This window comes from Tsukamurella sp. DT100, from assembly GCF_049844855.1.
GTDB lineage: Bacteria > Actinomycetota > Actinomycetes > Mycobacteriales > Mycobacteriaceae > Tsukamurella.
This window is the reverse complement of the sequence record NZ_JBNCLV010000004.1, coordinates 397,285-420,167: the sequence shown is the minus strand read 5'-3', so window position 1 is coordinate 420,167 and position 22,883 is coordinate 397,285. Positions and strand designations below refer to the sequence as shown.

General features: G+C 71.7%; 20 protein-coding genes. 11 read left to right on the top strand and 9 right to left on the bottom strand.

Going from position 1 to position 22,883, the window contains the following annotated elements; genetic code table 11:
• Positions 1–18: 18 nt before the first annotated feature.
• Both ACLQ3K_RS12320 and ACLQ3K_RS12315 read left to right on the top strand, forming a co-directional pair.
• A complete protein-coding gene (locus ACLQ3K_RS12320) occupies positions 19–225 on the top strand; it encodes a heavy metal-associated domain-containing protein (RefSeq protein ID WP_336669844.1) in 207 nt (68 codons plus the stop codon).
• 49 nt (positions 226–274) lie between these two features.
• A complete protein-coding gene (locus ACLQ3K_RS12315; protein WP_224647529.1) occupies positions 275–898 on the top strand; it encodes a hypothetical protein in 624 nt (207 codons plus the stop codon).
• Between the two features lie 11 nt (positions 899–909).
• Here the strand turns inward: ACLQ3K_RS12315 and ACLQ3K_RS12310 are convergent, their stop codons facing one another.
• Entirely contained in the window at positions 910–2,223 is a 1,314-nt protein-coding gene (locus ACLQ3K_RS12310; RefSeq protein WP_336669845.1) for an MFS transporter, read from the bottom strand.
• 237 nt (positions 2,224–2,460) lie between these two features.
• On the opposite strand from ACLQ3K_RS12310, the gene ACLQ3K_RS12305 reads away from it, so the two are divergent.
• The 6 genes from ACLQ3K_RS12305 to ACLQ3K_RS12280 all read left to right on the top strand — a co-directional run bounded on the left by ACLQ3K_RS12305 (position 2,461) and on the right by ACLQ3K_RS12280 (position 9,590).
• Positions 2,461–4,626: an MMPL family transporter gene (locus tag ACLQ3K_RS12305; RefSeq protein WP_425999610.1), complete on the top strand. Its 2,166-nt coding sequence runs from the start codon at positions 2,461–2,463 to the stop codon at positions 4,624–4,626.
• 5 nt (positions 4,627–4,631) lie between these two features.
• The gene (locus ACLQ3K_RS12300; protein ID WP_336669847.1) at positions 4,632–5,309 is read left to right on the top strand and encodes a TetR/AcrR family transcriptional regulator; all 678 of its coding nucleotides are present in this window, start codon (positions 4,632–4,634) and stop codon (positions 5,307–5,309) included.
• A gap of 160 nt (positions 5,310–5,469) precedes the next feature.
• Positions 5,470–6,882, top strand: a complete 1,413-nt coding sequence (locus tag ACLQ3K_RS12295; RefSeq protein ID WP_336669848.1) for a cytosine permease — start codon at positions 5,470–5,472, stop codon at positions 6,880–6,882.
• A gap of 88 nt (positions 6,883–6,970) precedes the next feature.
• Entirely contained in the window at positions 6,971–7,966 is a 996-nt protein-coding gene (locus tag ACLQ3K_RS12290) for a methionine ABC transporter ATP-binding protein (protein ID WP_336669849.1), read from the top strand.
• Entirely contained in the window at positions 7,963–8,673 is a 711-nt protein-coding gene (locus ACLQ3K_RS12285; RefSeq protein ID WP_425999607.1) for a methionine ABC transporter permease, read from the top strand. Before ACLQ3K_RS12290 ends, ACLQ3K_RS12285 begins: the two co-directional genes overlap by 4 nt.
• The gene (locus ACLQ3K_RS12280) at positions 8,670–9,590 is read left to right on the top strand and encodes a MetQ/NlpA family ABC transporter substrate-binding protein (protein WP_336669851.1); all 921 of its coding nucleotides are present in this window, start codon (positions 8,670–8,672) and stop codon (positions 9,588–9,590) included. The genes ACLQ3K_RS12285 and ACLQ3K_RS12280 overlap by 4 nt, the downstream gene beginning before the upstream one ends.
• Before the next feature lies 1 nt (position 9,591).
• Here the strand turns inward: ACLQ3K_RS12280 and ACLQ3K_RS12275 are convergent, their stop codons facing one another.
• The 3 genes from ACLQ3K_RS12275 to ACLQ3K_RS12265 all read right to left on the bottom strand — a co-directional run bounded on the left by ACLQ3K_RS12275 (position 9,592) and on the right by ACLQ3K_RS12265 (position 13,251).
• The gene (locus tag ACLQ3K_RS12275) at positions 9,592–10,512 is read right to left on the bottom strand and encodes a tetratricopeptide repeat protein (RefSeq protein WP_336669852.1); all 921 of its coding nucleotides are present in this window, start codon (positions 10,510–10,512) and stop codon (positions 9,592–9,594) included.
• A 75-nt stretch (positions 10,513–10,587) separates the two neighbouring features.
• Entirely contained in the window at positions 10,588–12,561 is a 1,974-nt protein-coding gene (locus ACLQ3K_RS12270) for an acyl-CoA dehydrogenase (RefSeq protein WP_336669853.1), read from the bottom strand.
• Positions 12,562–12,612: 51 nt separating this feature from the next.
• Positions 12,613–13,251: a pyridoxamine 5'-phosphate oxidase family protein gene (locus ACLQ3K_RS12265; RefSeq protein ID WP_425999604.1), complete on the bottom strand. Its 639-nt coding sequence runs from the start codon at positions 13,249–13,251 to the stop codon at positions 12,613–12,615.
• Positions 13,252–13,328: 77 nt separating this feature from the next.
• Here ACLQ3K_RS12265 and ACLQ3K_RS12260 point away from each other — a divergent pair, with 77 nt between their 5' ends.
• Positions 13,329–14,708, top strand: coding sequence for a PLP-dependent aminotransferase family protein (locus ACLQ3K_RS12260; protein ID WP_425999602.1), 1,380 nt, complete (start codon positions 13,329–13,331; stop codon positions 14,706–14,708).
• Between the two features lie 11 nt (positions 14,709–14,719).
• Here ACLQ3K_RS12260 and ACLQ3K_RS12255 read toward each other — a convergent pair whose 3' ends face one another.
• The 3 genes from ACLQ3K_RS12255 to ACLQ3K_RS12245 form a co-directional block, all read right to left on the bottom strand.
• Entirely contained in the window at positions 14,720–16,294 is a 1,575-nt protein-coding gene (locus ACLQ3K_RS12255; protein ID WP_336669856.1) for an alkaline phosphatase D family protein, read from the bottom strand.
• Positions 16,295–16,396: 102 nt separating this feature from the next.
• The gene (locus ACLQ3K_RS12250) at positions 16,397–17,887 is read right to left on the bottom strand and encodes a carboxylesterase/lipase family protein (RefSeq protein ID WP_425999599.1); all 1,491 of its coding nucleotides are present in this window, start codon (positions 17,885–17,887) and stop codon (positions 16,397–16,399) included.
• A gap of 2 nt (positions 17,888–17,889) precedes the next feature.
• Complete coding sequence (locus ACLQ3K_RS12245) at positions 17,890–19,308, bottom strand: WS/DGAT/MGAT family O-acyltransferase (RefSeq protein WP_224647556.1); 1,419 nt, start codon at positions 19,306–19,308, stop codon at positions 17,890–17,892.
• 180 nt (positions 19,309–19,488) lie between these two features.
• Here ACLQ3K_RS12245 and ACLQ3K_RS12240 point away from each other — a divergent pair, with 180 nt between their 5' ends.
• Positions 19,489–20,808: a hypothetical protein gene (locus tag ACLQ3K_RS12240; RefSeq protein WP_336669858.1), complete on the top strand. Its 1,320-nt coding sequence runs from the start codon at positions 19,489–19,491 to the stop codon at positions 20,806–20,808.
• Positions 20,809–20,854: 46 nt separating this feature from the next.
• On the opposite strand, the gene ACLQ3K_RS12235 is transcribed toward ACLQ3K_RS12240, so the two are convergent.
• Together ACLQ3K_RS12235 and ACLQ3K_RS12230 are read right to left on the bottom strand one after the other, a co-directional pair.
• Positions 20,855–21,223 carry a type II toxin-antitoxin system death-on-curing family toxin gene (locus ACLQ3K_RS12235; RefSeq protein ID WP_336669859.1) on the bottom strand — a complete coding sequence of 123 codons (369 nt, stop codon included), beginning with the start codon at positions 21,221–21,223 and terminating at the stop codon, positions 20,855–20,857.
• Entirely contained in the window at positions 21,220–21,423 is a 204-nt protein-coding gene (locus ACLQ3K_RS12230) for a CopG family transcriptional regulator (protein ID WP_336669860.1), read from the bottom strand. Before ACLQ3K_RS12230 ends, ACLQ3K_RS12235 begins: the two co-directional genes overlap by 4 nt.
• Positions 21,424–21,548: 125 nt before the next feature.
• Between ACLQ3K_RS12230 and hemL the strand changes: the two genes are divergently transcribed.
• Positions 21,549–22,874: a glutamate-1-semialdehyde 2,1-aminomutase gene (gene hemL / locus ACLQ3K_RS12225; protein ID WP_336669861.1), complete on the top strand. Its 1,326-nt coding sequence runs from the start codon at positions 21,549–21,551 to the stop codon at positions 22,872–22,874.
• Positions 22,875–22,883 lie beyond the last annotated feature (9 nt).

Genomic DNA, 22,883 nt, shown 5'->3' with positions numbered 1-22,883 from the left:
GTGTTGAAGGAGCGAGATATGGCAGTGGAGACCACCTACACCGTGACCGGCATGACCTGCGGGCACTGCGCGTCCTCGGTGCGCGAGGAGATCTCGGAGATCGGCGGCGTCACCGGCGTCGAGGTGAACGTCGAGACCGGCGCGGTCACCGTCGCCAGCGACGCCGAGCTGACGCGCGACACCGTCGAGGCCGCGGTCAAGGAGGCCGGCTACACGCTGGTCTGAGCGGTCCCGCTTCGCGCGGATCGCCGCCCCGACCGGCTACGGTGGGGGCATGTCTGAGCAGGGTTTCGGGGACTTCGAGTTCGAGCGCAAGTTCTTCGTTCGCGAGGTCCCCGAGGCCGCTGCCCTCGACCCCACGCCGACCCTCATCGTGCAGGCCTACCTGTTCGCCGCCGACGGCTACGCCGTCCGGGTCCGCGTGCAGGGCCCCGCACCGTCGGAACTGACCGACGATCCCGGCGCGCTGGTCGACGCCCTCGAGGGCGTGACCACCGGAACCATGACGGCCAAGGGGCCCGCCGTGAGCGGCACCCGGTACGAGGCCGAGCGCGAACTCGACGCCCTCGTCGCCGGGCAGATCGTGCGCCGCGCCGAGCACGTCGTCGCCAAGGTCCGCTACTCCATGTGGCTCGGCGAGGACGGCTGGATCGTCGACGACTTCCTCGGCGCCAACGCGCCGCTCGTGATGGCGGAGGTGGAGCGCGGCGGACCCGTCGTCGACCTCGCGATCCCCGACTTCTGCGTCACCGAGGTCTCCGAGGACGAGCGCTTCCGCAACGAGTACCTCGCGCACGTGCCCTTCGGCGGCTGGTCCGAGACCTACGCGCGGGAGCTGGCACTCCTCGGCCCGCGGTTCGTGCACTCCCTCGGCGAGAACCGCCTCGGCGGGGTCTGAGGAGCTCCGGGCTAGGAGTTCAGGTCCACGCCCCGCTTGTCCTTGATCGAGCTCACCGCGATCAGCGAGATGATCGTGACGATGCCGACGTAGATCCCGATGTGCCAGGACTCGCCGGTGGTCCGCAGGATCCACTCGGAGATGGTCGGGGCGAAGGCGCCGCCGAGCACCGCGCCGATGGCGTAGGCGATCGAGACGCCCGAGTACCGGACCGCGGCCGGGAAGAGCTCCGAGTACAGCGCCGCCTGCGGTCCGTAGGCCAGGCCGAGGCCGATCGAGAGCACGAACGCGGCGACGAAGTACCAGCCCAGGGACTTGGTGTCCATGAGGAACCACATCGGGATGCACCACAGCAGGATGATCGAGTAGCCGATCTGGAAGGTGCGGACGCGCCCGATCCGGTCGGCGAGGAGGCCTCCCACGAGGGCGAACGCCAACCATCCGAAGGCCGCGAGGGTGGTGGTGATCAGCACCCCGTCGAGGCCGACCTTGAGTGACTTGCTCATGTACGAGATGAAGAAGGCGATCAGCAGGTATCCGGCGCAGTTGACCGAGATGAAGCTGAGGGCGGCGACGATGACCTCTTTGCTGTTCGACCGGAACAGCTGGCGCAGTGGGGCGGCGGAGCCCTTCTTGGTCTCCTGCATGTGGTGGAAGACGGGGGACTCCTCGACGGTGCGGCGGATGATCCAGCCCACGACGATGAGCAGCACCGACGCCAGGAACGGGATGCGCCAGCCCCACTCGAGGAAAGCGTCCCGGCCGAGGATCTTCTGGAGGGCGAACAGCACGCTGGTGGCGAGGATGAGGCCGATCGGAACGCCGATCTGCGGGAACGAGCCGAAGAAGGCGCGCCGGTGGGTCGGTGCGTGTTCGACGGCCATCAGGGCCGCGCCGCCCCACTCGCCGCCCGCCGCGAAGCCCTGCACGATGCGCAGCGTGATCAGCAGGATCGGGGCCGCGATCCCGATCGACGCGTAGGTCGGGAGCAGGCCGATGAGGGCCGTCGCCACGCCCATGAGGACGAGCGTGAGCACGAGGACCTTCTTGCGCCCGATCCGGTCGCCCAGGTGGCCCGCGACGATGGCGCCGACCGGTCGGAAGAGGAACGAGATCCCCACGGTGGCGAACGAGATGATCTGCGCCAGGCCGGGGTTCTCCTCGTTGAGCGGCTTGAGGAAGAGCGGGCTGAGCACGAGCCCGGCGGCCTGGGCGTAGATGAAGAAGTCGTACCACTCGATGGACGTGCCGACCAGGGTGCCGGCGAGGATCTTCTTCTGTTCTCTGCGGTAGGCGACGGGGTCGTCGGCCGTCATGGTGGTCATAGGTGTTCCTCGAGGTCGACGGTGCTGTGGACGGGAGAATGGTTAATCAACCGAACGGTCGGTAAGTATTTGGTTGACGAGATAGTGCCACATGCCCGGAGTCGAGTCCATGGGATCTCGAGATTTGCGATCGGCCTCGAGGTGGACGGGTTCGCGCTTCCGACCGTGGGTGGTTGACACGCGATGTATTAACACTGTTAACTTAACGTCGTTAATACAACTAGAAGGGGACGCACGATGATCGACGCACTCACCCGCTTCGTCGCGCGCCGCGCGAAGGCCGTGCTGCTGCTGGCCGTGATCCTGCTGGCGGGGCTCGGGCTCGCGGGCGTCGGTGTCGCCGACAAACTGCAGGCCGGCGGTTATGTCGACCCGCAGGCCGAGGCGATGCAGACCTACGACCGCATGGCCGACGACTTCCACCGCGGCGGGCTGCCGCTGGTGCTCGCCGTCTCGATCCCCGAGGGCCAGGAGGCCGCCGCGGGCGCTTACGGCCGCGGCCTGGTCGACCGACTCAAGGCCGACGGCCGCGTCGAGAGCGTGGTCGACGGCTTCAGCACGCCCACGCCGATGCTGCTCGGCGAGGACAAGCGCACGGCGCTCATCGTCGCCGCCATCGCGGGCGGCGAGTCCCAGGCCCCGCTCAACGCGAAGTCCATCGTCGGCGACCTGCCGCAGCCGCCCCCATCGGTCACCATGACCCCCGGCGGCCAGGCCTACAGCTACGCGCAGATCAACGACCAGTCCTCGCGCGACCTGCTGCTCGCCGAGGCCGTCGCCATCCCCATCACCTTCCTCGTGCTGGTGTGGGTCTTCGGCGGGCTGGTCGCCGCGGCGATCCCCGTGCTCATCGGCATCGCCGCGATCATCGCGACCACCGGCATCCTGCGCGCCTTCACCACGTTCACGGACGTCTCGATCTTCGCGCTCAACCTCACCACCGCGATGGGGCTCGCGCTCGCGATCGACTACACGCTGCTGGTGATCTCCCGCTACCGCGAGGAGGTGGCCGCGGGCAGCGACCGCGCGGAAGCCCTGCGCCGCACCATGAACACCGCCGGCCGCACCGTGCTCTTCTCCGCGGTCATCGTCGGGCTCTCGCTCGCCGCGATGGCGATCTTCCCCATGTACTTCCTGCGCTCCTTCGCCTACGCCGGCGTCGCGGTGGTGGTCTTCGCGGCCCTCGCCACGCTGATCCTCACGCCCGCGATCCTCACGGTGCTCGGCGACCGCGTGGACGCGCTGAGGATCGGCCGCCGCCGCGCGGAACCCGCGCCGCAGGACAGCCTCTTCTACCGGCTGACCCGCGCGGTCCTGCGCCGCGCCGTGCCCATCGGACTCGCCCTCGTCGCGCTCCTGCTGATCCTCGGAACCCCCTTCCTCAGCATCCATTTCGGCTTCCCCGACGACCGCGTCCTGCCGTCGTCGTCGAGCTCGCACCAGGTGGGCGACACCATCCGTTCCGACTTCGCCGAGGACGCCTCGGGGCAGGTCAGCGTCGTCCTCACCAGCACCGTCGACGACGGTGCCGTGGCCGACTACGCCGTGCGCCTCTCGCAGGTCCCGGACACCGGCGCGGTGGTGGCCCCGTCGGGCACGTACCTCGGCGGGCAACGCGTGGCCGATGGAGACCCGACCGCCCGGGCCGCGAACGGCACGGCGCTGCTGCTGGTCTCGTCGAAACTCGACCCGCTGTCGCAGGCCGCGTCCGATCAGCTCGACCGGCTGCACGAGGTGCAGGCTCCCGCGCCCCCGACCTTCGGCGGCTCCGCGCAGCTCAACCGCGACTCGGTGCAGTCGATCCTCGACACCCTCCCGACGGTCCTCGCCGTGATCGCGGTGACCACCTTCATCCTGCTGTTCCTGTTGACCGGCTCCCTCGTGCTGCCGCTCAAAGCGCTGGTGATGAACGTGATCTCGCTGTCGGCGGTGTTCGGCGCGCTGGTCGCGATCTTCCAGTGGGGCTGGCTCGGCGGGCTCGACACGACGGTGACCGGAGCGATCATCGCGAACATGCCGGTGCTCATGTTCTGCATCGCCTTCGGGCTCTCGATGGACTACGAGGTCTTCCTGCTCTCCCGCATCAAGGAGTTCTGGGACCACTCGGAGACGAAGGACCACGCCGCGAACGACGAGGCCGTGGCGATGGGCATCACCCGCACCGGCCGGGTGGTGACCGCCGCCGCGCTGCTCATGGCGATCGTCTTCGCCGCCATCGGTTTCGCCGGCGTCTCCTTCATGAAGATGTTCGGCGTGGGCATGATGATCGCGGTGCTGCTGGACGCCACCCTGATCCGCATGCTGCTCGTGCCCGCGTTCATGCGCGTGGCGGGCGTGTGGAACTGGTGGGCGCCGGCTCCGATGAAGCGGCTGTACGACCGCGTCGGTCTGCGAGAATCGTAAGCACCATGGAGCAGGGACGACGGCGGCGCAACAAGCGCGGCGACGGGGAGCGGCTCGCCGCCGAGATCCTCGACGCCGCCACGGATCTGCTCATCGAGACGGGCAGCGCCGAGGCGGTCTCGATCCGCGCGGTGGCGCAGCGCGCCGGCGTCACGTCGCCGTCGATCTACCTGCACTACCCCGACAAGGACGCGCTGCTCACCGCCGTCGTCGCGCGGTACCTCGGGCAACTCGACGACGCGCTCAGCGAGGCCGAGGCCGGCGCCCCGACCCCGCTCGACGCGGCGCGGGCGCAGGGCCTCGCCTACGTGCGCTTCGCCCTCGCCACGCCCGAGCTGTACCGGCTGGCGGCGATGACCCCGTCGGACGACGCCTCGGACGTGGACGTCGTCCTGACCACCGCGGCGTTCGCGCACCTCGAGCAGAACGTGCGCGACCTGCAGGAGGAGGGGTACTACCCGCCCGGCGATCCGCAGCCCATCGCGCTGCGCATGCTCACCGTCGTGCACGGCGTCGCCTCGCTGCTCGTCGCCAAACCCTTCCTGCCGTGGGGCGATCCGATCGAGTACGCCGACCGCGTGATCAGCGGCGCGTGCCTCGGGATCGCCCTCACCGCGGGCATGGACGAGTTGCCCGACGGTGCCGCCGCCCTCGCCCTGGTCCGGGAGCTCCGCGGCGGCTGAACCGCACGTTCTCTTTCGGGTGACAACGTCCGTGACCTGCTCGTTCGCAGCTGCAAGCGGCTTGACAAACATTTGTATAGACAGCACGATACGTTCGACCGGGGTGATCCTCGTCACTGCCGCACGGCAGTTCCCCGCTCCCGAACGAAGGACCACCGAGATGTCGACGACGAATGCGAAGGCGCCGCTGCGGGAGCGCCGCACCATCGACGTGGTGCCGGACTCCGAGCGGCACGGCACGCCCCGCAGCCAGTTCACACTGTGGTTCGGCGCGAACCTGCAGATCACCGCCATCGTCGACGGTGCCCTCGCCGTCGTCTTCGGCGCCGACGCGCTCTGGGCGATCATCGGCGTGCTGATCGGCAACGTGCTCGGCGGCGCCGTCATGGCGCTGCACGCGGCACAGGGCCCGCGGCTGGGCCTGCCGCAGATGATCTCCAGCCGCGCGCAGTTCGGGGTGAAGGGCGCCGCGGTGCCGCTGGTACTGGTGATCCTCATGTACCTCGGCTTCGCGGCCACGGGGACGGTGCTCTCCGGGCAGGCGATCAACCGCCTGATCGGGGTCGACGAGCCCGCCGTCGGGATCGTGATCTTCGGCGCCCTGACCGCGGTCGTCGCGGTGGTCGGCTACCGGCTGATCCACATCGTCGGCCGGATCGCCACGGTGGTCGGGATCGTCGGCATCGGGTACCTGATGGTGCGCCTGTTCTCCGCGTACGACGTGGGCGCCGTGGTGGGCGTCAAGGGCTTCGACATCGTCACCTTCCTGCTCGCGATCTCCCTCGGCGCCGGATGGCAGCTCACCTTCGGCCCGTACGTCGCGGACTACTCGCGCTACCTGCCGCGGTCGACGCCGGAGCGCACCACCTTCTGGGCGACGTTCGCGGGCAGCGTGATCGGCTCGCAGATCTCGATGACCTTCGGCGCCCTCGTCGCGGCCTGCGCCTCGAAGGCCTTCCTGAGCAACCAGGTCGGCTTCCTCGGGGATCTCGCCGGACCCGCCGCCGCGGCCGCCGTCGTCTACCTCGTGATCGTGGTGGGCAAGCTGACGGTCAACGTCCTCAACGCCTACGGCGGCTTCATGTCGGTGCTCACCACCGTCACCGCGTTCGGCGGCGGCTCGCGGATCTCCTCGCTCGCCCGCACGTTGTACATCGTCGGCTTCGTCGCCGTCTCGGTGATCATCGCGATCGCCGCGAGCGCCGACTTCCTGGAGAACTTCAAGAACTTCGTGCTGGTGCTGCTCATGGTGTTCACCCCGTGGAGCGCCATCAACCTGATCGACTACTACGTGATCTCCAAGGAGCGCATCGACATCCCCGCGCTCTACGACCCGGCCGGCCGGTACGGATCGTGGCAGTGGGCGGCGCTGTTCGCGTACGCCGCGGGCATCGTCATCCAGATCCCGTTCCTCGCGCAGAAGATGTACACGGGGCCCGTCACGGACATGCTCGGCGGGGCGGACATCTCGTGGATCGTCGGGCTGCTCGGCACCGCGGCGATCTACTACCCGCTGGCCAAGCGCACGTCCCGCGCGCCGGCCGAGATGATCTACCCCGCGTCCGACTCCTGAGTCGGGGCGGTCCCGAATCAGGGTGACCGCAACCGTTCTCTCGCCGGGCCGCGTGCCGCACTGTTCTCCTCACACCCGAGGAGGACAGATGATCGAGGTGCGGAACCTCACCAAGACCTACGGGACCGGCGCGGCGGCGACGCCCGTGCTGCGCGATGTGGGCTTCACCGTGGCCGCGGGCGAGATCTTCGCCGTCGTCGGCCCCAGCGGCGCCGGCAAGTCGACGCTCGCGCAGTGCCTGAACCTGCTGGAGCGGCCGACGAGCGGCACCGTCGTGATCGGCGGGCAGGACCTGACGGCGCTGCCGGAGGGGCAGCTGCGGGCGGCTCGCCGCCGGATCGGCACCGTCTTCCAGGCGTCCAGCCTGCTCCGCCGCCGCACCGCGGCCGAGAACGTCGCGCTGCCGCTGGAGTACCTGGGCGTCACCAAGGGGGAGACGCGGGCGCGCGTCGCCGAGCTGCTCGACCGGGTGGGGCTGGCGGACAAGGCCGGCCACTACCCGCACCAGCTCTCCGGCGGCCAGCGCCAGCGCGTCGGGATCGCCCGAGCGCTCGCGCTGCGACCCAAGGTGCTCCTCTCCGACGAGGCCACGTCGGGCCTCGACCCGGAGGCCACGGCGCAGTACCTCGACCTGCTCCGCGACGTGCGCGACGAGCTGAACCTCGCCGTCGTGCTCATCACGCACGAGATGGACACCATCGTCCGCGTTGCCGACAGCGCCGCGCGCCTCGACCACGGGGTCCTCGCCGAACAGGGCGCCCTCGTCGACCTGCTCACCGACCCCGGATCGGTGCTCGGCGGGGCCCTGCGGTCCGCCGGGCCCGCGGCGACGGCACCGTCGGGCCAGACGACGGTGCGCCTGACCTACGACACGACGGTGCCGGCCGACTGGCTCAGCCGCGTCACCCTCGAGACCGGGGCCGCGGTCGCGCTGCTCTCGGCGTCCGTGCAGGCCGTCGGTGGCGTCACCGTCGGAACGGTCACCGTCGGGATCGACGACGGTGACCTGTCCCGCGTCCTGGATTCGGCGCGCGCCCTGGGGCTGCGCACCGACGCGGGCGCGCGCGAGGCGGTGGCGGCATGACCTACCTCGCCTCCGGGATCACGGTGCCGCTCAGCGACATCCCCGACCTGGTGCTGCCCGCGCTCCGCGACACGGTGATCATGGTCGGGCTCGTCATGGTGATCGTGCTCGTCGTGGGCGTGCCGCTCGGCGCCCTGGTGCACAACCTCGCGCCGGGCGGCCTGCTCGCGAGACCCGCTCTGCACCAACCGCTCACGTGGGTCATCAGCATCGGTCGGTCGCTGCCCTTCCTCGTGCTGATGACCGCGATCATCCCGTTCACGCGGTTCCTCACCGGCACCAACATCGGCATCGCCGCCGCCGTGGTGCCGATGTCGATCGCGGGCATCGCCTTCTTCGCCCGCATCGTCGAGAACAGCCTGCGGGCGCTGCCGCCCGACGTGGTAACCGTCGCCAAGGCCTCCGGCGGCTCGAACGCCCAGATCATCTGGGGCGCACAGATCCCCGAGGCGCTGCCGGGCATCGTCGGCGGCCTCACCATCAACACCATCGCCATGATCGAGTACTCGACGATCGCCGGCACCATCGGCGCGGGCGGCCTCGGGTACGTCGCCGTGACGTACGGCTACCAGCGCTTCGACCACGGCGTCATGATCGCGACCATCGTGGTCCTCATCGTCGTGGTCACCACGATCCAGCTCGTCGGCGACGCGCTCGTGCGCCACCTCACCCCCGAACAGGCCGTCCTCCGAAAGGCCCTCGCATGAGCGACACCGAAACCCCCACCCCGGCAGCGGCTCCCGCCGACGACGACCACGGCTTCACCACCCGCGGCTCGCGCCGGCCCCTCATCATCGGCGTCGTCGTCCTGGTGGTGCTCGTGGTGGCCGGCTTCGTGGGCTGGCGCGCCTTCGGCGGCTCCGACGCGAAGACCGCGAACGAGACCGCCGGCGCGACCCTGCTCGTGGCGACCACCGAGGGCAACGCCGCGGAGCAGGCGCTCATCGAGTTCATCGCCAAGGACGTCGCCCCGCGGCACGGGATCACTGTCGCCTTCAAGGGACTCGCCGATTCCACGACGATCAACCGCGCCGTCAGCGAGGGCGAGGTGGCGGCCACCGTCTACCAGCACAAGCTGTGGCTCGGGCAGGTCCTGCAGGCGAACCCGGACTTCCGCGAGGAGGCCGCGACGCCCGTCTTCCGGTGGGGCTTCGGGCTGTTCTCCGACAAGTACACCGACCCGCAGCAGCTGCCGCAGAACGCGAAGGTCTCGCTGTACTCCGACCCGGCCAACGAGGCCCAGGGGTTGTGGTTCCTCGAGCGCGCGGGGCTCATCACCCTCAAGCCGGATGTCAACAAGTGGCAGGCCACCGTCAAGGACATCGCGACGAACCCGAAGAACCTGCAGTTCACCCTGCTCGACTTCGCCGCGCAGACCCGCGCACTTCCCGACCTCGACGCCGCCGTCGGCTACACCGAGTACTACCTCGCCGCGGGGGTGAGCATCGAGAAGGAGATCTTCGCGCCGCCCGCCCCCGACGAGTTCGCCGGCCAGCTGACCATCGGCACGCGGTGGAAGGACACCGAGAACATCAAGAACCTCGTCGCCGCGTTCAAGGATCCCGCGGTGCAGGAGTTCCTGCGCACCGACCCGCGGGTGAAGGACATCCTGCTGCCGCTGTAGGTCAGGGCCGCGGGCGCTCGAGCCCCATCGCGCCCAGTCGCATCTCGACGACGCCGTCCCCCAGCAGGTGGTCGGCGTCGCCGAGCAGGCGGGCGGCGCGCTGCGGGTCGGGCCGGAGGCCGCCGTCGCCGGTGAGCAGCATGACGCCGGCGGTGAAGGCCGCCAGGCCGTGGTCCTGTTCCGCCGCATGGAGATACCAGCGCAGCGACTCCTCGGCGTCGCGGACGAGGCCGTACCGGCCGGTGGCGTACGCGGCGCCGAGGTTGTAGGAAGCCCGCGCGCTGCCCAGCTCGGCGGCGCGGCGGGTCCAGCGCAGCCCCTCCTGGTCGTCCTGCGGCACACCGAGCCCCTGGTGCGCGCGGAGCGAGAGCTCGAAGGCACCGTCGGCGCTGCCCCGCCCGGCGGCCTCCGCGAAGAAGTCCCCGGCGGCGTCCTGGTTCTCGGGCACGCCGAACCCGGCCTGCAGCAGGTAGGCCGCGTGGACGAGGGCGTCGAGGCGGTCCGCGTGGGTCACCTGGAAGGCCTTGGCCCTGCGCCAGGCGTCGTGCGCGAGCTCGGCGCGGTCCGCCCGGTAGATCGCGCGCGAGAGCAGGAAGGGGGCCTCGTCGACGCCGCCGGCCACGGCGCGCCGGTAGAGGTCGATGGCGCGGTCGTCGTCCTGGGGGAGGAGCGGCGACTGCCAGGTCCCGCCCGTGACGTACAGCGCCGCGAGCTCGAGGTAGGCGTCGCCCACGCCCGCGGCGCCCGCTCGCTCGAAGCCGGCGATCATGACCTGCGGCGCGTCGGGCGGGAGCAGCCCGAGCAGGTGCTCGTTCCGGACGAACGCCCCCGACAGCTCGCGGGCGTGGTGGAACACCAGCCGCGGATCGGTGCGCGGGTCATCGAGCGCGCGGCGCAGATCGGCGTAGGACTGCGAGGCCATGGCGTCACAGTACGACGCCGCGGGGCCGGGCGAGCGCGGTGCGACGGACTCGCCGCGGCCCCGAGGGACGGCCGGCTAGCGGACGGCGACGCTGTTGGCGGGGTCGAGCATCGGCACGGCGAGCGCGGCGGCGGGGATGCCGAAGGCGTCGACCAGCGACTCGGCGAGCGGGCGGGCCTTGCCGCACAGCTCGTTCACACCGCGGCGGATCGCCTTGGCGCGCTCCACCGAGATGTGCCGGTGCATGAGGTACCAACCCAGGTCGCGCTCAAGCAGCGAGTACACGTACAGGTTGCGCATCAGCTTGAGCGCGTCGCGGGTCTCGCGGTCCTGGACGTCGGTGATCGCGTCGACGAAGGCCTCCAGCACGATCCGCTCGATGTGCGCGTCGCCCACCTTGATCAGGTGGTCCTGCGTCTCGGTGAAGACCTCGAGCGGGTCCTCGTCGGGCTCCTTCGCGCGCCGCATGCGGGCGGCGGCAGTGCGCAGCAGGTGGTCCTCGCGGTTGCGCAGCAGCCGCAGCTGGGTGCCCGGGTGGGTGAGCTCGCTCTCCTCGGTGTCCTCGTCCGAGTCGTCGAGCAGCGTCTGCACCACCTGGCGGGCGGCGGTCTTCTCCAGCACGACGTCCTTGGCCATGTTCGCCACGAAGCGCACCCAGCCCACCGCGTCGAGGCCCTGCACGTCGCCGGCGTAGGCGGTGAGCTGTTCCTTGGCGACCAGCTGGGTGAGCACGAGGTTGTCGCCCTCGAAGGTGGTGAACACGTCGATGTCGCCGCGCAGCAACGGAAGCCGGTTCTCCGAGAGGTAGCCGGCGCCGCCGCAGGCCTCGCGGGCCGCGCTGATCGCGTCCGACGCGAGGCGGGTGTGGCCCGCCTTGATCGCGGCGGCCTTGCCCTCGATCTCGCGGGCGTAGGCGGGGTCCACCGCGTCGGGGTCGCCGGTCTGCAGCTCGTGCAGTTCCGCCGTGAGCTCGTTCTGCGCGATGGCGAAGGCGTAGGCCCGCGCGACCAGCGGCAGCAGCCGGCGCTGGTGCGTGCGGTAGTCGAGGAGCAGCAGCTCGTTGTCGCCGCCGGGCGCGTCGAACTGGCGGCGCACCAGCGCGTACTTGGTGGCGAGGGTGATGCCGAGCCGCCCGGCGGCGCCCGCCGCGGCGCCCACGGTGACGCGGCCCCGGATCAGGGTGCCGAGCATCGTGAAGAAGCGCTTGTTATCGGATTCGATAGGGCTGGAATAGGTTCCGTCCTCCGCGACGTCCGCATACCGGTTCAGCAGCTCGCGCCGGGGGATGCGCACGCGGTCGAAGACGATGCGGCCGTTGTCCACGCCGGGGAGGCCGCCCTTGTAGCCGCAGTCGGAGGTGGTGACGCCGGGGAGGTCGTCGCCGTTCTCGTCGCGGATCGGCACCACGAAGCAGTGCACGCCGCGGCCGGTGGGCTCCTCGCCCGGGCCGCCGGTGATGAGCTGCGCGAAGACGGAGGCCCAGCGCGCGTGCTTCCCGGCGCCGCCGATGTAGTCCTTGCGGGCGCTGGAGGTGGGGGAGTGGATCTCGAACTCGCCCGTCTCCGGCAGGTACGTGGCGGTGGTCTCCAGCTCCTGCACGTTGGAGCCGTGCCCGGTCTCGGTCATCGCGAAACAGCCCAGCACGTCGAGGTCGATGAGGCCCTTGACGTACGTGTCGTGGTGGTAGTCGGTGCCCAGGTTCTCCACGGCGCCGCCGAACAGGCCCCACTGCACGCCCGCCTTGACCATGAGCGAGAGGTCGCCGTAGCCGAGGGTCTCGATCGCGGTGACCGCGGCGCCCACGTCGCCCGTGCCGCCGTGCTCGGTCTTGAAGCCGTCGGCCGGGAAGCCCAGCGGCACCATCGCCTTCATCTGGCCGAGCATGAGCTCGCGGTACTCGTCGAGGCTCAGCCCGGCCTGCGGGACCACGTTCCCGTCCTGGATCTGCTCGCGCACCACGTCCCTCGTGGCGGCCCACCGGCCGTCCAGGATGGCGCGCAGCGCTGCGGTCAGTTCGGGCGACGATGCCGGCGAGGTCGGAGCACTCATGGCCTCAACCGTACCCAGCGCGGGCGATTCGTGTCGGTTCCGAGAGGGGAATCACGAGACCGGCGCGCAGCGGGCCCCGTCCTCGCTCGCCTCGAGCGCCGCCCGCACCGAAGCGGGCACCGGGAGCTCCTGGCCGGGCGTCGGCTCGACGCGCGCATAGCCCTTCCGCAGCGGCAGCACGCCGGACCAGCCGCCCTCGCTCGACGAGGCTCCGCCGGTGCGCGCCTTGGCGATCCAGTTGTCGGCGGTGATCGGGAAGGTGAGCACGGTGGTCGCGGCGAGTTCCTTGCGGGTGTTCGCGCGTAGCTCCGCGCTGCGCCCGGGGAGCAGCTTGTCGGTGAACGCCTCGAGCAGCTCCGCGCCGTCGACCGCCTCCGACGTGAGCGCGCCGCGCAGCACCGCCGAGCGGTAGTTCATCGAGTGGTCGAAGGCCGTGTCGGCCACGATCAGCGCGTCGACGTGGGTCACCGTCAGCGTCGCAGGGGCGCCCGCGGCGACGTGTCGCAGCGCGCCGGCCCCCGTCGAGCCGTGGAGCACGATCCGGTCGCCGAGGCGGGCGTAGGCGATCGGCACGGACCACGGCTGGCCGTCGGCCACCGTCGACAGCACGGCGACCACGCCGTCGTCCAGGATCTCGTCGAGGAGGCGGCGGTCGCCGCCGCGCTGGGGGTACCGGGTGAGCTTGTCCATGCGTCCATCCTGGGGCGGATACCGGCGCTGCAGAAGATCCAGAATCAGGAGATCTAGTGAACCAGTATTCTAGAGCGATGCCCCGCCCGCCCGCGTCCCTCCCCGACTTCTGGTCCGCGCTCGCGCACGGAGGCGCGCTCTCGGGCAGCGCGATCGTCGACGTGGTCATCGACGGCCTCGACCGCGGCGCCCTGCACCCCGGCGACCTGCTGCCTTCCTCGCGGGCCCTCGCCGCCGGGCTGGGCGTCGCCCGGAACACGGTGATCGCCGCCTACGACACCCTCGCCGCCATGGGCGTCACGGCCACGGTCCCCGGCAGCGGCACCCGGATAGCCCCGGGCACCGACCGGTTCGCGCACGCGATGCACGCCGCGCCCGCGCCGCGGCGCGCGGAGGAGGCACCGTCGGAGACCTGGGATACGAGCCTGGTGCCGGGCGTGCCCGACGTGTCCCTCATCGACGAGCGGCGGTGGCGGCGGTCGTGGCGGCACGCGACCGCGCTCCAGCCCACGACGTCGGCGGCGCCGCACGTCGCGGCGCTTCAGGACGCCCTCGCCGTGCACCTGCGGCGCCGACGCGCGGTGCGGGCCGCGCCCGGCGATCTGCGCCTGTTCCCGGGCGTGAACCCGGCCCTGACCGCGATCGCCGGTGAACTCGGCACTCCGATCGCGGTGGAGACGCCCGGCTACCGGCGGGCCTTCGACGCCTTCCGCGCCACGGGCGGCGAGGTCGTGGGCGTGCCCGTCGACGCGGACGGACTGGTCGTCGATCGGCTGCCGCGCCGGCGGTGCCTCGTCTACACCACGCCGGCGCACCAGTACCCGACCGGCGTGCGGCTCTCGATGGCACGGCGGCTCGACCTCGTGGACTGGGCGCGGGCGACGGGGAGCGTGATCGTCGAGGACGACTACGACGGCGAGTTCTCCTACGACGTGGCGCCGCTGCCCGCGCTGCAGACCCTGGCGCCCGACCACGTCGTCTACCTCGGCACCGCCTCGAAGGCGCTGACCCCGCAGCTGCGGCTCGCGTGGGCCGCTGTCCCCGAATCGCTGCGCGGGCTGCCGCACGCGGGGCACGGATCGAGCGCGGGCGTCGACGGCGCCGCGGCCTCGATGCTGGCCCACTTCCTCGACTCCGGCGCCTGGGACGCCCACGTAGCGCGGGCGGCCCGCACCTACGGGGCGCGGCGTGCCGCCGTCCGGCGGGCGCTCGCCGAGCACCTGCCGGACGCGCTCGTCCTCGGCGCCGATGCCGGGCTGCACCTCACCGTGGATATGGGCTCCGCGGCGGCGCTCGCCGCGGCGCGGGCGACGCTGGCCCGGCACCGCTACCGCGTGTCGACCCTCGCCGAGCACGCCCTGACCGACGGCGACGTCGCCGACACCGCGCTTCTGTTGTCGTTCGCGCTGATCCCCGAGACGCGGGCCGCGGCGGTCATCGCGCTGCTGGGCGCCTGACGCCGGCCGCGTCAGACCTGCTGCAGGCCGCGTACCCCGTCGCGGATGTCGAACGACGCCGCGGTCTCCACCGGCGCCCCGGGCTTCGAGACGTACGGCAGCACACGGTAATCCGCCCGGATGGTCTCGGGCGTGATCCGGGTGCTGATGTAGCCGCGCTGGTTGCGCAGCAGCCGGATGTGCGGGTTGTCGCGCAGCTGCGCCTGCTCCTTCTCGCTGTGCTCCGCGGAGCCGTCGCCGCCGCTGGTGATCGACGTGGCCGTCAGCTCGGAGGCCACGACGGCGTCGCCGCGCCGGATGTCGTTGGCGTAGTGGGTGTGCACGTCGCCGGTGAGCACCACGGGATTGCGGGTGCCCGCCGCCTGCCAGCCGTCCATCACCCGGTCGCGCGAACCGACGTAGCCGTCCCACGCGTCCGGGTTGTAGCCGGCGGCCTCGGTGGGGTCGTAGTCGATCGGTGCGAACATCACCTGCTGCCCCAGCACGTCCCAGCGGGCCTGCGAGGCGTGCAGCCCGTCGAGCAGCCAGCGCTCCTGCTCCGCGCCGGTGAGGCTGCGGGCGGGATTCCGGTTCTCCGGGTCGGTGGCGGGCACCTTGTCGTTCCCCACCTGATCGTCGCGGTACTGCCGGGTGTCCAGCATGTGGAAGGTGGCGAGGTCGCCCCACTGCACGCGCCGGTACAGGCGCAGCGACAGCCCGTTCGGCACCTGCGCGCGGCGCAGCGGCATGTTCTCGTAGTACGCCTGGAACGCCGCGCGGCGCCGCTCCAGGAAGTCGGGCTGCGGCTTCTCGGGCTTCTCGTAGACCTCGCCGGCCCAGTTGTTGTCGACCTCGTGGTCGTCCCACACGGCCACCCACGGCGCGGCGGCGTGCGCGAGCTGCAGGTCCGGATCGGACTTGTACTGCGCGTACCGCTGTCGGTAGTTCGCCAGCGTGACGGTCTCCGGGCCGCGATGGTCGCGCACGTTCCCGGTCTTGAGCTCGTAGCCGCCGGCCGCGTACTCGTACTGGTAGTCGCCGAGATGCAGGATCAGCTGCGGGCGCTCCTCGGCGAGGTGCCGGTACGCCGTGAAGTAGCCGTGCTCGTACTGCGAGCAGCTGGCGAAGGCCATCGCCAGCGGCGTCATCGCGCCGGGCTCCGGCGTGGTGTGCGTGCGCCCGGTCTGCGACAGCGCGCCCTCGGCGCGGAAGCGGTAGAAGTACTCCCGCCCGGGGCGCAGGCCCGCCAGCTCGACGTGCACGCTGTGCCCCGCCTCGGGCGCCGCCGTCGCGTCGCCGCGCTGCACGACCTTCGAGAACCGCTCGTCCTCGGCCACCTCCCACTGCACGGGGAAGGTGCGCGCCGGGATCCCGCCCATGCCGTCGTCGGCCAGCGGGTCGCGGGCGAGCCGGGTCCAGAGCACGGCACCGTCGGGCGTGGGATCGCCCGAGGCGACGCCGAGCGCGAAGAGGTCGCCGCGCGGCGTGGCGCTGGGCGAGGAGCTCGCGGCGGGATCGCCGCCCGGTGCGCAGCCGGCGCCCGCGAGCGCCGCCGCGCCCGCGGTGCCGAGGAGGAAGATACGACGGGAAACGAAAGGTGAGGGCATGCCTGCACCGTGCCCGCTCGGGGTGTCGTGGGCACGTCGCCGACATGAGCACCCGGTGAACGCGCCGCCGGGCGCGCGGCGCCGGCGCCGTCGGGGCACCGCTCAGCGGCGGGCGGCCTCGAAAGCGTCCCAGGCGCGACGGATCTCGGGGGAGGGGTCGTAGACGACGCGGTTGCGGTCGTCGATCACCAGCGTCGCGCGGGAGGTGCCGTTGTACGTCGGCCACTCGCCGGCGGGACGGCCGGTGCGCGCGAACGTGATCCAGTCGCGCTGCATGCCGTCGGAGACGCGCATCGCGATGCGGCGGTCGCCGAGCGCGCCGAGGACCCACCCCGTCGTGCCGTGGTAGACGCCGAAGACGGCCATCAGCTCGGAGGCGTGCGTCGCGCCGTAGCCCAGCAGGTCCAGCGTCTTCGGGGAGAAGTCGTAGCGGTAGAAGTACGTCGGCGCGTGCTTGGCGTGCGCCTGCGCGATCCGCAGCGACGGCGCCCAGAACATGAAGTCGCCGATGATCCGGTTCAGCGACGCGACGTCGGGGAAGCCCGGGTACGCGGCGGCCAGCCCGGCGAAGGCCTCCGGCGCGCCGCCGACGGTGTGCGCGGCCCGCTCGGCCGACGGCTTGCCCATGCCGGGCATCTTCGTGAACAGCGTGGCCTCGGTGCGGTTGGTGCCGATGATGAGCGGCACCTGCGCGCCCCGTCCGGCCGCGATGGCGACCTCCGGATCCTCCGGGAGGTAGTCACCGTCGACCGTGGGGCCGAAGGGCACCACGCCCAGCTGCTCCCGGTTGAGCTCGCCCATGAGGCGGTTGCCGGCGCGGCCCAGCTCCTCGGAGGTGGCGGTGTCGATCTGCTCGGGCCCGCCGACGATCTCCACGAAGCGCTTGCCCCAGCCGCGGGCGGTGACCGCGTCGACGGTGAGCTCGGGGGCCGAGCTCTGCGCGATGGCGCGGTGGAACAGCCCGCGCGCCGCGGGCGTCGCGAGCAGCGTGGTGACGGCGTTGCCGCCGGCGCTCTCGCCGAAGATCGTGACGTTGTCGGGGTCGCCGCCGAAGGCCGCGATGTTGCGGTGCACCCATTCCAGCGCCGCGACCTGGTCGCGCAGGCCGAGGTTGCCGTCGATCGGGCGCTCGTCGGTGGAGAAGTCCGTCAGGTCGAGGTAGCCGAGGGCGCCCAGGCGGTAGTTGATCGAGACGAAGACGACGTCGCCCCGCTCGACCAGCGAGTTGCCGTAGTACAGCGGCGTCGCCGAGCTGCCCATGAGGTAGGCGCCGCCGTGGATGAAGACCATCACCGGGCGCGGCGTCGTGGCCTCCCGCGCGGGGGCGACCACGTTGAGCGTGAGGGAGTCCTCGCTGGTGGGCTGGTACTCGCGGAAGCCGACCAGCGTGTACTTCTTGTTCTGCGGCGCGGCGGCGCTGAACTCCGTCGCCGCGCGGACCCCGTCCCACGGCTCGAGGGGCTGCGGCGCCCGGTAACGCAGCGGCCCGACGGGCGGCTGCGCGTAGGGGATGCCGCGGTAGGCGTGCACCGTCCGCTGGTCGCGGCCGGAGATCTCTCCGCTGTCGATACGCACCCGCGGGCCGTCGGTCATGGTCAGCCTTCCTCGGTGCCCGCCGCGTCGACGGCCGCGACCAGCGCCGCCATGTCGCGTTCGAAGGCGCGGACGATCGGCCACGGGTCGGGCACCTGCTTCTTGCAGGCGATCACACCGATGTTCAGTGTGCCCTCCTGCGAGAAGACCGTCACGTTGAGGCCCGCGCCGTGGAAGACCGGGCCCAGCGGGTACATCGAGTGGATCCGCGCGCCCAGGAAGTACAGGGGGATGTCGGGGCCCGGCACGTTGGAGATCACCAGGTTGTAGATCACGGGGTGCAGCTCGGGCAGGTTGTTGTCGCCGTAGAGCCGGGCGCCGAGCTGCATGATCGACGCCGGCGCGAACTGCGCCCAGGAGCGGAGCAGGTTGTCGTCCAGCTCGCCGTGGTGCTCCTTGCTCGTCGCGACCCGCTCGCGGATCGCCTCCAGTCGCGCGACAGGGGTGTCGACGTCCGTGGTCATCCGGGTGAACATGCCGGTGACCTTGTTGGTGCCCTCGGTGAGCGTCGCGCCGATCTCCGCCTCGTGCACGGAGACCGGGATCATCGCGACCAGCGGCTGCTCGGGAAGCTCGCCGCGGTCGTGCAGGAACTCGCGCATCGCGCCCGAGCAGGCCGCCAGCACGACGTCGTTGACCTTGACGCCGAAGTGGTCCTTGATCTTCTTCACGTCGGCCAGCGGCACGGAGGCGAAGGCGATCGCGCGGTGGCCGGTGATCGAGCTGTTGAGCGAGGTGCGCGGCGCGCTGAACGGGGCAGGCATGGCGGCGCCGCGGCGCGAGCGGGTCCACCAGCGCACCGGGACCGGGACGGTGCGCGGCAGCAGCGAGACCAGCGACAGCGGGCGGAGCAAGACGTTCTTCGCCCCGTCGGCGGCGAGGGCGAGCAGCGGCGCCCCGCCCGTCGACTTGTCCACCATCGCCGGGTCGAGCGCGGGCGGTTCGGGGGTCAGTGAGCACAGCTGGGCCATGAGGCCGGCGCCGGTCACCCCGTCGACGCCCGCGTGGTGCATGCGCATCATGATCGCGATCCGGCCGTCGGCCAGGCCCTCGATGACCCACATCTCCCACAGCGGCTTGCTGCGGTCCAGCGCCTGGCCGGCGATGTGCGCGCACAGGTCCGCGAGCTCCTGTTCGCCGCCCGGCGCGGGGACCGCGATGCGGTGCACGTGCGCCTCGATGTCGAAGGACTCGTCCTCCACCCACACGGGATGGTCCAGGTTGGCGACGGAGTCGTGCAGCTTGCGCCGGAACGCGGGCATGGCCGTGATCCGCCGCGCGAGCTCGCTGCGCAGGTCCTCGAACCGGTAGCCGCCCTCGACGGTGGCGGGGTCCAGCTCGAGGAGCCCGCTCACGTGCATGAGCTGGGACCGGGACTCCAGATACAGGAAGGAGGCGTCCAGTCCGCTGAGTCGTTCCATGGCTCTACTCCTACCGTGCGCGGCGCGGCCCCGGAAGTGGAACCTGTTCCACTATAGAAGTCCCGCGGCGCGCCGCGCACGCAGGCATGATGTCGGCAGGGGAGATCGAGGGCGAGGGGTCCGACGATGCTGCGACCGAGACGATCCGTACGACGGCGAGCGAGGCTGGGGGCGGTCGTCGTGCCGCTCGTCGTGGCCGTCGGGCTGACGGCGTGCTCCCGCCCTCCGGCGGAGGAACCACGGCAGCCGGTGCCGCCCGTGTCCGCGACCGCCGAGACCGTCTCGCTGGCCGCCGCTCCGGCCGCACCGAAGTGGAGTTACACACCGCCGAACCCGGGCCCGGACCAGCGGCTGCGAGGACCGATCGCCGGCGACGCGCGGCATGTCCTGATGGCCAGGTTCGTCGATCCGGGAGAGCCCCGCACCGCGTTCAAGCAGGTGGTCGACGTGGTCGACGCGACCACGGGCGTCGCGCGGCACGTCGTCGAAATCGGCTTCGACGTGGACAGCTGCGCGGTCGCGGGCAACGGACGGACGGCGCTCTGCGCCGAGCAGGACCTGGCAGGACGGTTCGCGGTGATCGACCTCGAGACCGGCGACCTGACCCCGGTCGCCGACGGGATACCGGGGAGCTCGGTGGTCGACGCCACCGACGACACCTACCTCGTGGTCGGACTCCCCGCAGGGTCGGAGGCCGGGACGCGGGTGCGCGTGCTCGGCGCCGACGGCGGCACCGTCTGGGACGCCACGGTGCGCGGGGTCCAACTCCTCCCCGGGGCCGGCGTCGTGGCCACCCGCAGCGCTTCGGATTCCGGGCGGACGACCGTCGAGGCGTACGCGCTCGACGACGGGCGCAAGGTACTGAGCCGGACGTTCGACGTGGCGCGGCCGACCGTCGCGGGGTACGCCGGCGGACTCGTGCTCGATGACGGCCGTCGGGCCGAGATCTACGACTCGCGGGGCCGCACGGTGGCCGCTGCGCCCGAGGGCTGGAGGGCGATGAGTAGCACCGCCCTGCTGGCCACCAGCAACGGACGGGTTCCATCGGTTCCCGTCCTCATCCACGCGGACCGGCCGGAGGTCGCCGCGTTCAGCCCGAACGACGGCGCCCAGCTGTGGAGCCGTGCGCTGCCCGATGCCGCGGACCGGTGCGGGCGGGCCGAGGGGGTGCAGGGCGTCGGCACGAAGGTGATCGTGAGCCTGCCCGTGCAGGACGCCGGGTCCTGCGCCGACCCGGCGGCGGCGAACGAGACCTTCGACGCCTATACCGGCGAACCCGGCCCGCGATTCCGGTTCGGCCCCAAGGACCAGGGCGTCGCCGTCGGTACCGACGGGACGCGCGTCGCCGTCGCGACGGGGTCCCTGCCGCGCACGCTGGCCGTGTGGGGACAGGGGCCGCAGCCGCTGTGGTCGCGCGAGTACCGCGACCGGTTCGGCGGCATGGTCTCGGTGCGTTCCTTCGGCGACGGGATCTACGCCGACACGCAGCGGGTCCTGTAGGTCGACCGGCCGTTCCGCGGCGAACGGCGAGGAAATCGCGTCCCGACTACGACGTGGTCCATGACGCCAGCAGGCGGGCACTGGCGTGGTAGTCGATACGGCCCTCGGCGATGCCGATGACGAGGTCGTAGGCGGGGTCCTCCGGGGCGTCCAGCGTCACGCCGTTGAGGCCGTAGAAGACGACCGTCGCGAGCCAGCCGAGCCGCTTGTTCCCGTCGATGAGCGGGTGGTTGCGGACGATCGACTCGAGGAGCGCCGCCGCCTGCTCGTCGAGCGTCGGATACGCGTCGTCGCCGAACACGGACGTCTGCGGGCGCAGCGCCGCCGATTCCAGGAGGCCGTGATCCCGAACGCCGGGCAATCCGGCCTGGTCGATGATGGTGAGCAGGAGCTCCAGGTCGAGGTGGGCCGTCACTGCGCGAGCCGGTCGAGCAGCGGGCCGTAGCGCGCGACCGCGTCCCGCGTGAGGCGGCGGACCTCGGAGTCGCGGTCCAGGCGCGCGGACTTCTCGCGGATCGCGCGGAGAGCCGCTTCCTGCTTGCTCACCCCCTCCGCCGCGGCGAGTGCGGTGAGGGCGGCGTCGTCGTCGTCGGTGAGGCGGAGGGTCATGGCCATACCCCGACGATACGCGCGGTGGTATCGAAGTGGTATCGCCTTTCGGGCGGCCCAACGGGGCGGTTTCCGCTGAACTCCTACACCCTGTAGTTGACGAGTTGCGCTCGTTTGGGACACTGGAGGTCGTGAGTTCCCCCATCGCCCCCGGTAGCGACACAGCGGCCCCGGCCAGCGCGGCCCTCTTCGAGCGCGCGGCCCGCTCCATCCCCGGCGGGGTGAACTCCCCGGTGCGCGCCTTCTCGGCCGTCGGCGGCACCCCGCGGTTCATCGTCTCGGCCTCCGGTTCGCAGCTCGTGGACGCCGACGGCAACCGCTACGTCGACCTCGTCTCCAGCTGGGGACCGATGATCCTGGGCCACGCGTACCCCGCCGTCGTCGACGCCGTGCAGCGCGCCGCCACCACCGGCCTGAGCTTCGGCGCTCCCACCGAGGCCGAGATCGCGCTGGCCGAGGAGATCATCGCCCGCGTCGCCCCCGTCGAGCGGGTGCGCCTGGTCAACTCCGGCACCGAGGCCACCATGAGCGCCGTGCGCCTGGCCCGCGGCGTCACCGGCCGCGCCAAGATCATCAAGTTCGCCGGCTGCTACCACGGCCACGTCGACGCGCTGCTCGCCGACGCCGGCTCCGGCGTCGCCACGCTCGGCCTTCCCACCAGCCCTGGCGTGACGGGCGCGCAGGCGGCCGACACCGTCGTCCTGCCCTACAACGACCTCGCCGCCGTGCGCGAGGCCTTCGCGCAGTACCCCGGGCAGATCGCCGCCGTCATCACCGAGGCCGCCGCCGGCAACATGGGCGCCGTCCCGCCGCAGCCGGGCTTCAACGAGGCCCTGCGCGAGATCACCAGGGCCGACGGTGCCCTCCTCATCCTCGACGAGGTCATGACGGGCTTCCGCGTGAGCAAGGCCGGCTGGTACGGCCTCGATCCCGTGGACGCCGACCTGTTCACCTTCGGCAAGGTCATGTCGGGCGGGCTGCCCGCCGCGGCCTTCGGCGGCTCCGCCGACGTGATGGGCCACCTCGCGCCGCTCGGCCCCGTCTACCAGGCCGGCACGCTGTCCGGGAACCCCGTCGCCGTGGCCGCGGGCCTCGCGACGCTGCAGCACGCCACCGACGAGGTGTACGCCAAGCTCAACGCCAACTCGATCCGCCTCGGCGGGCTCATCGGCGACGCGCTCACCGCGGAGGGCGTGCGGCACCACGTCCAGTACGCGGGCAACCTCGTCTCCGTCTTCTTCACCGACGGGCCCGTCAAGGACTACGCCCAGGCCAAGGGCGCCGAGACCTTCCGCTTCGCGCCCTTCTTCCACGCCCTGCTCGAGCAGGGGATCTACCCGCCGCCCAGCGCCTTCGAGGCGTGGTTCGTCTCCGCCGCGCTCAGCGACGACGATTTCGCATCCATCGAGGCGGCGCTGCCCGCCGCCGCCCGCGCCGCCGCCGCGGCGACGCAGTAGGAGACCCAG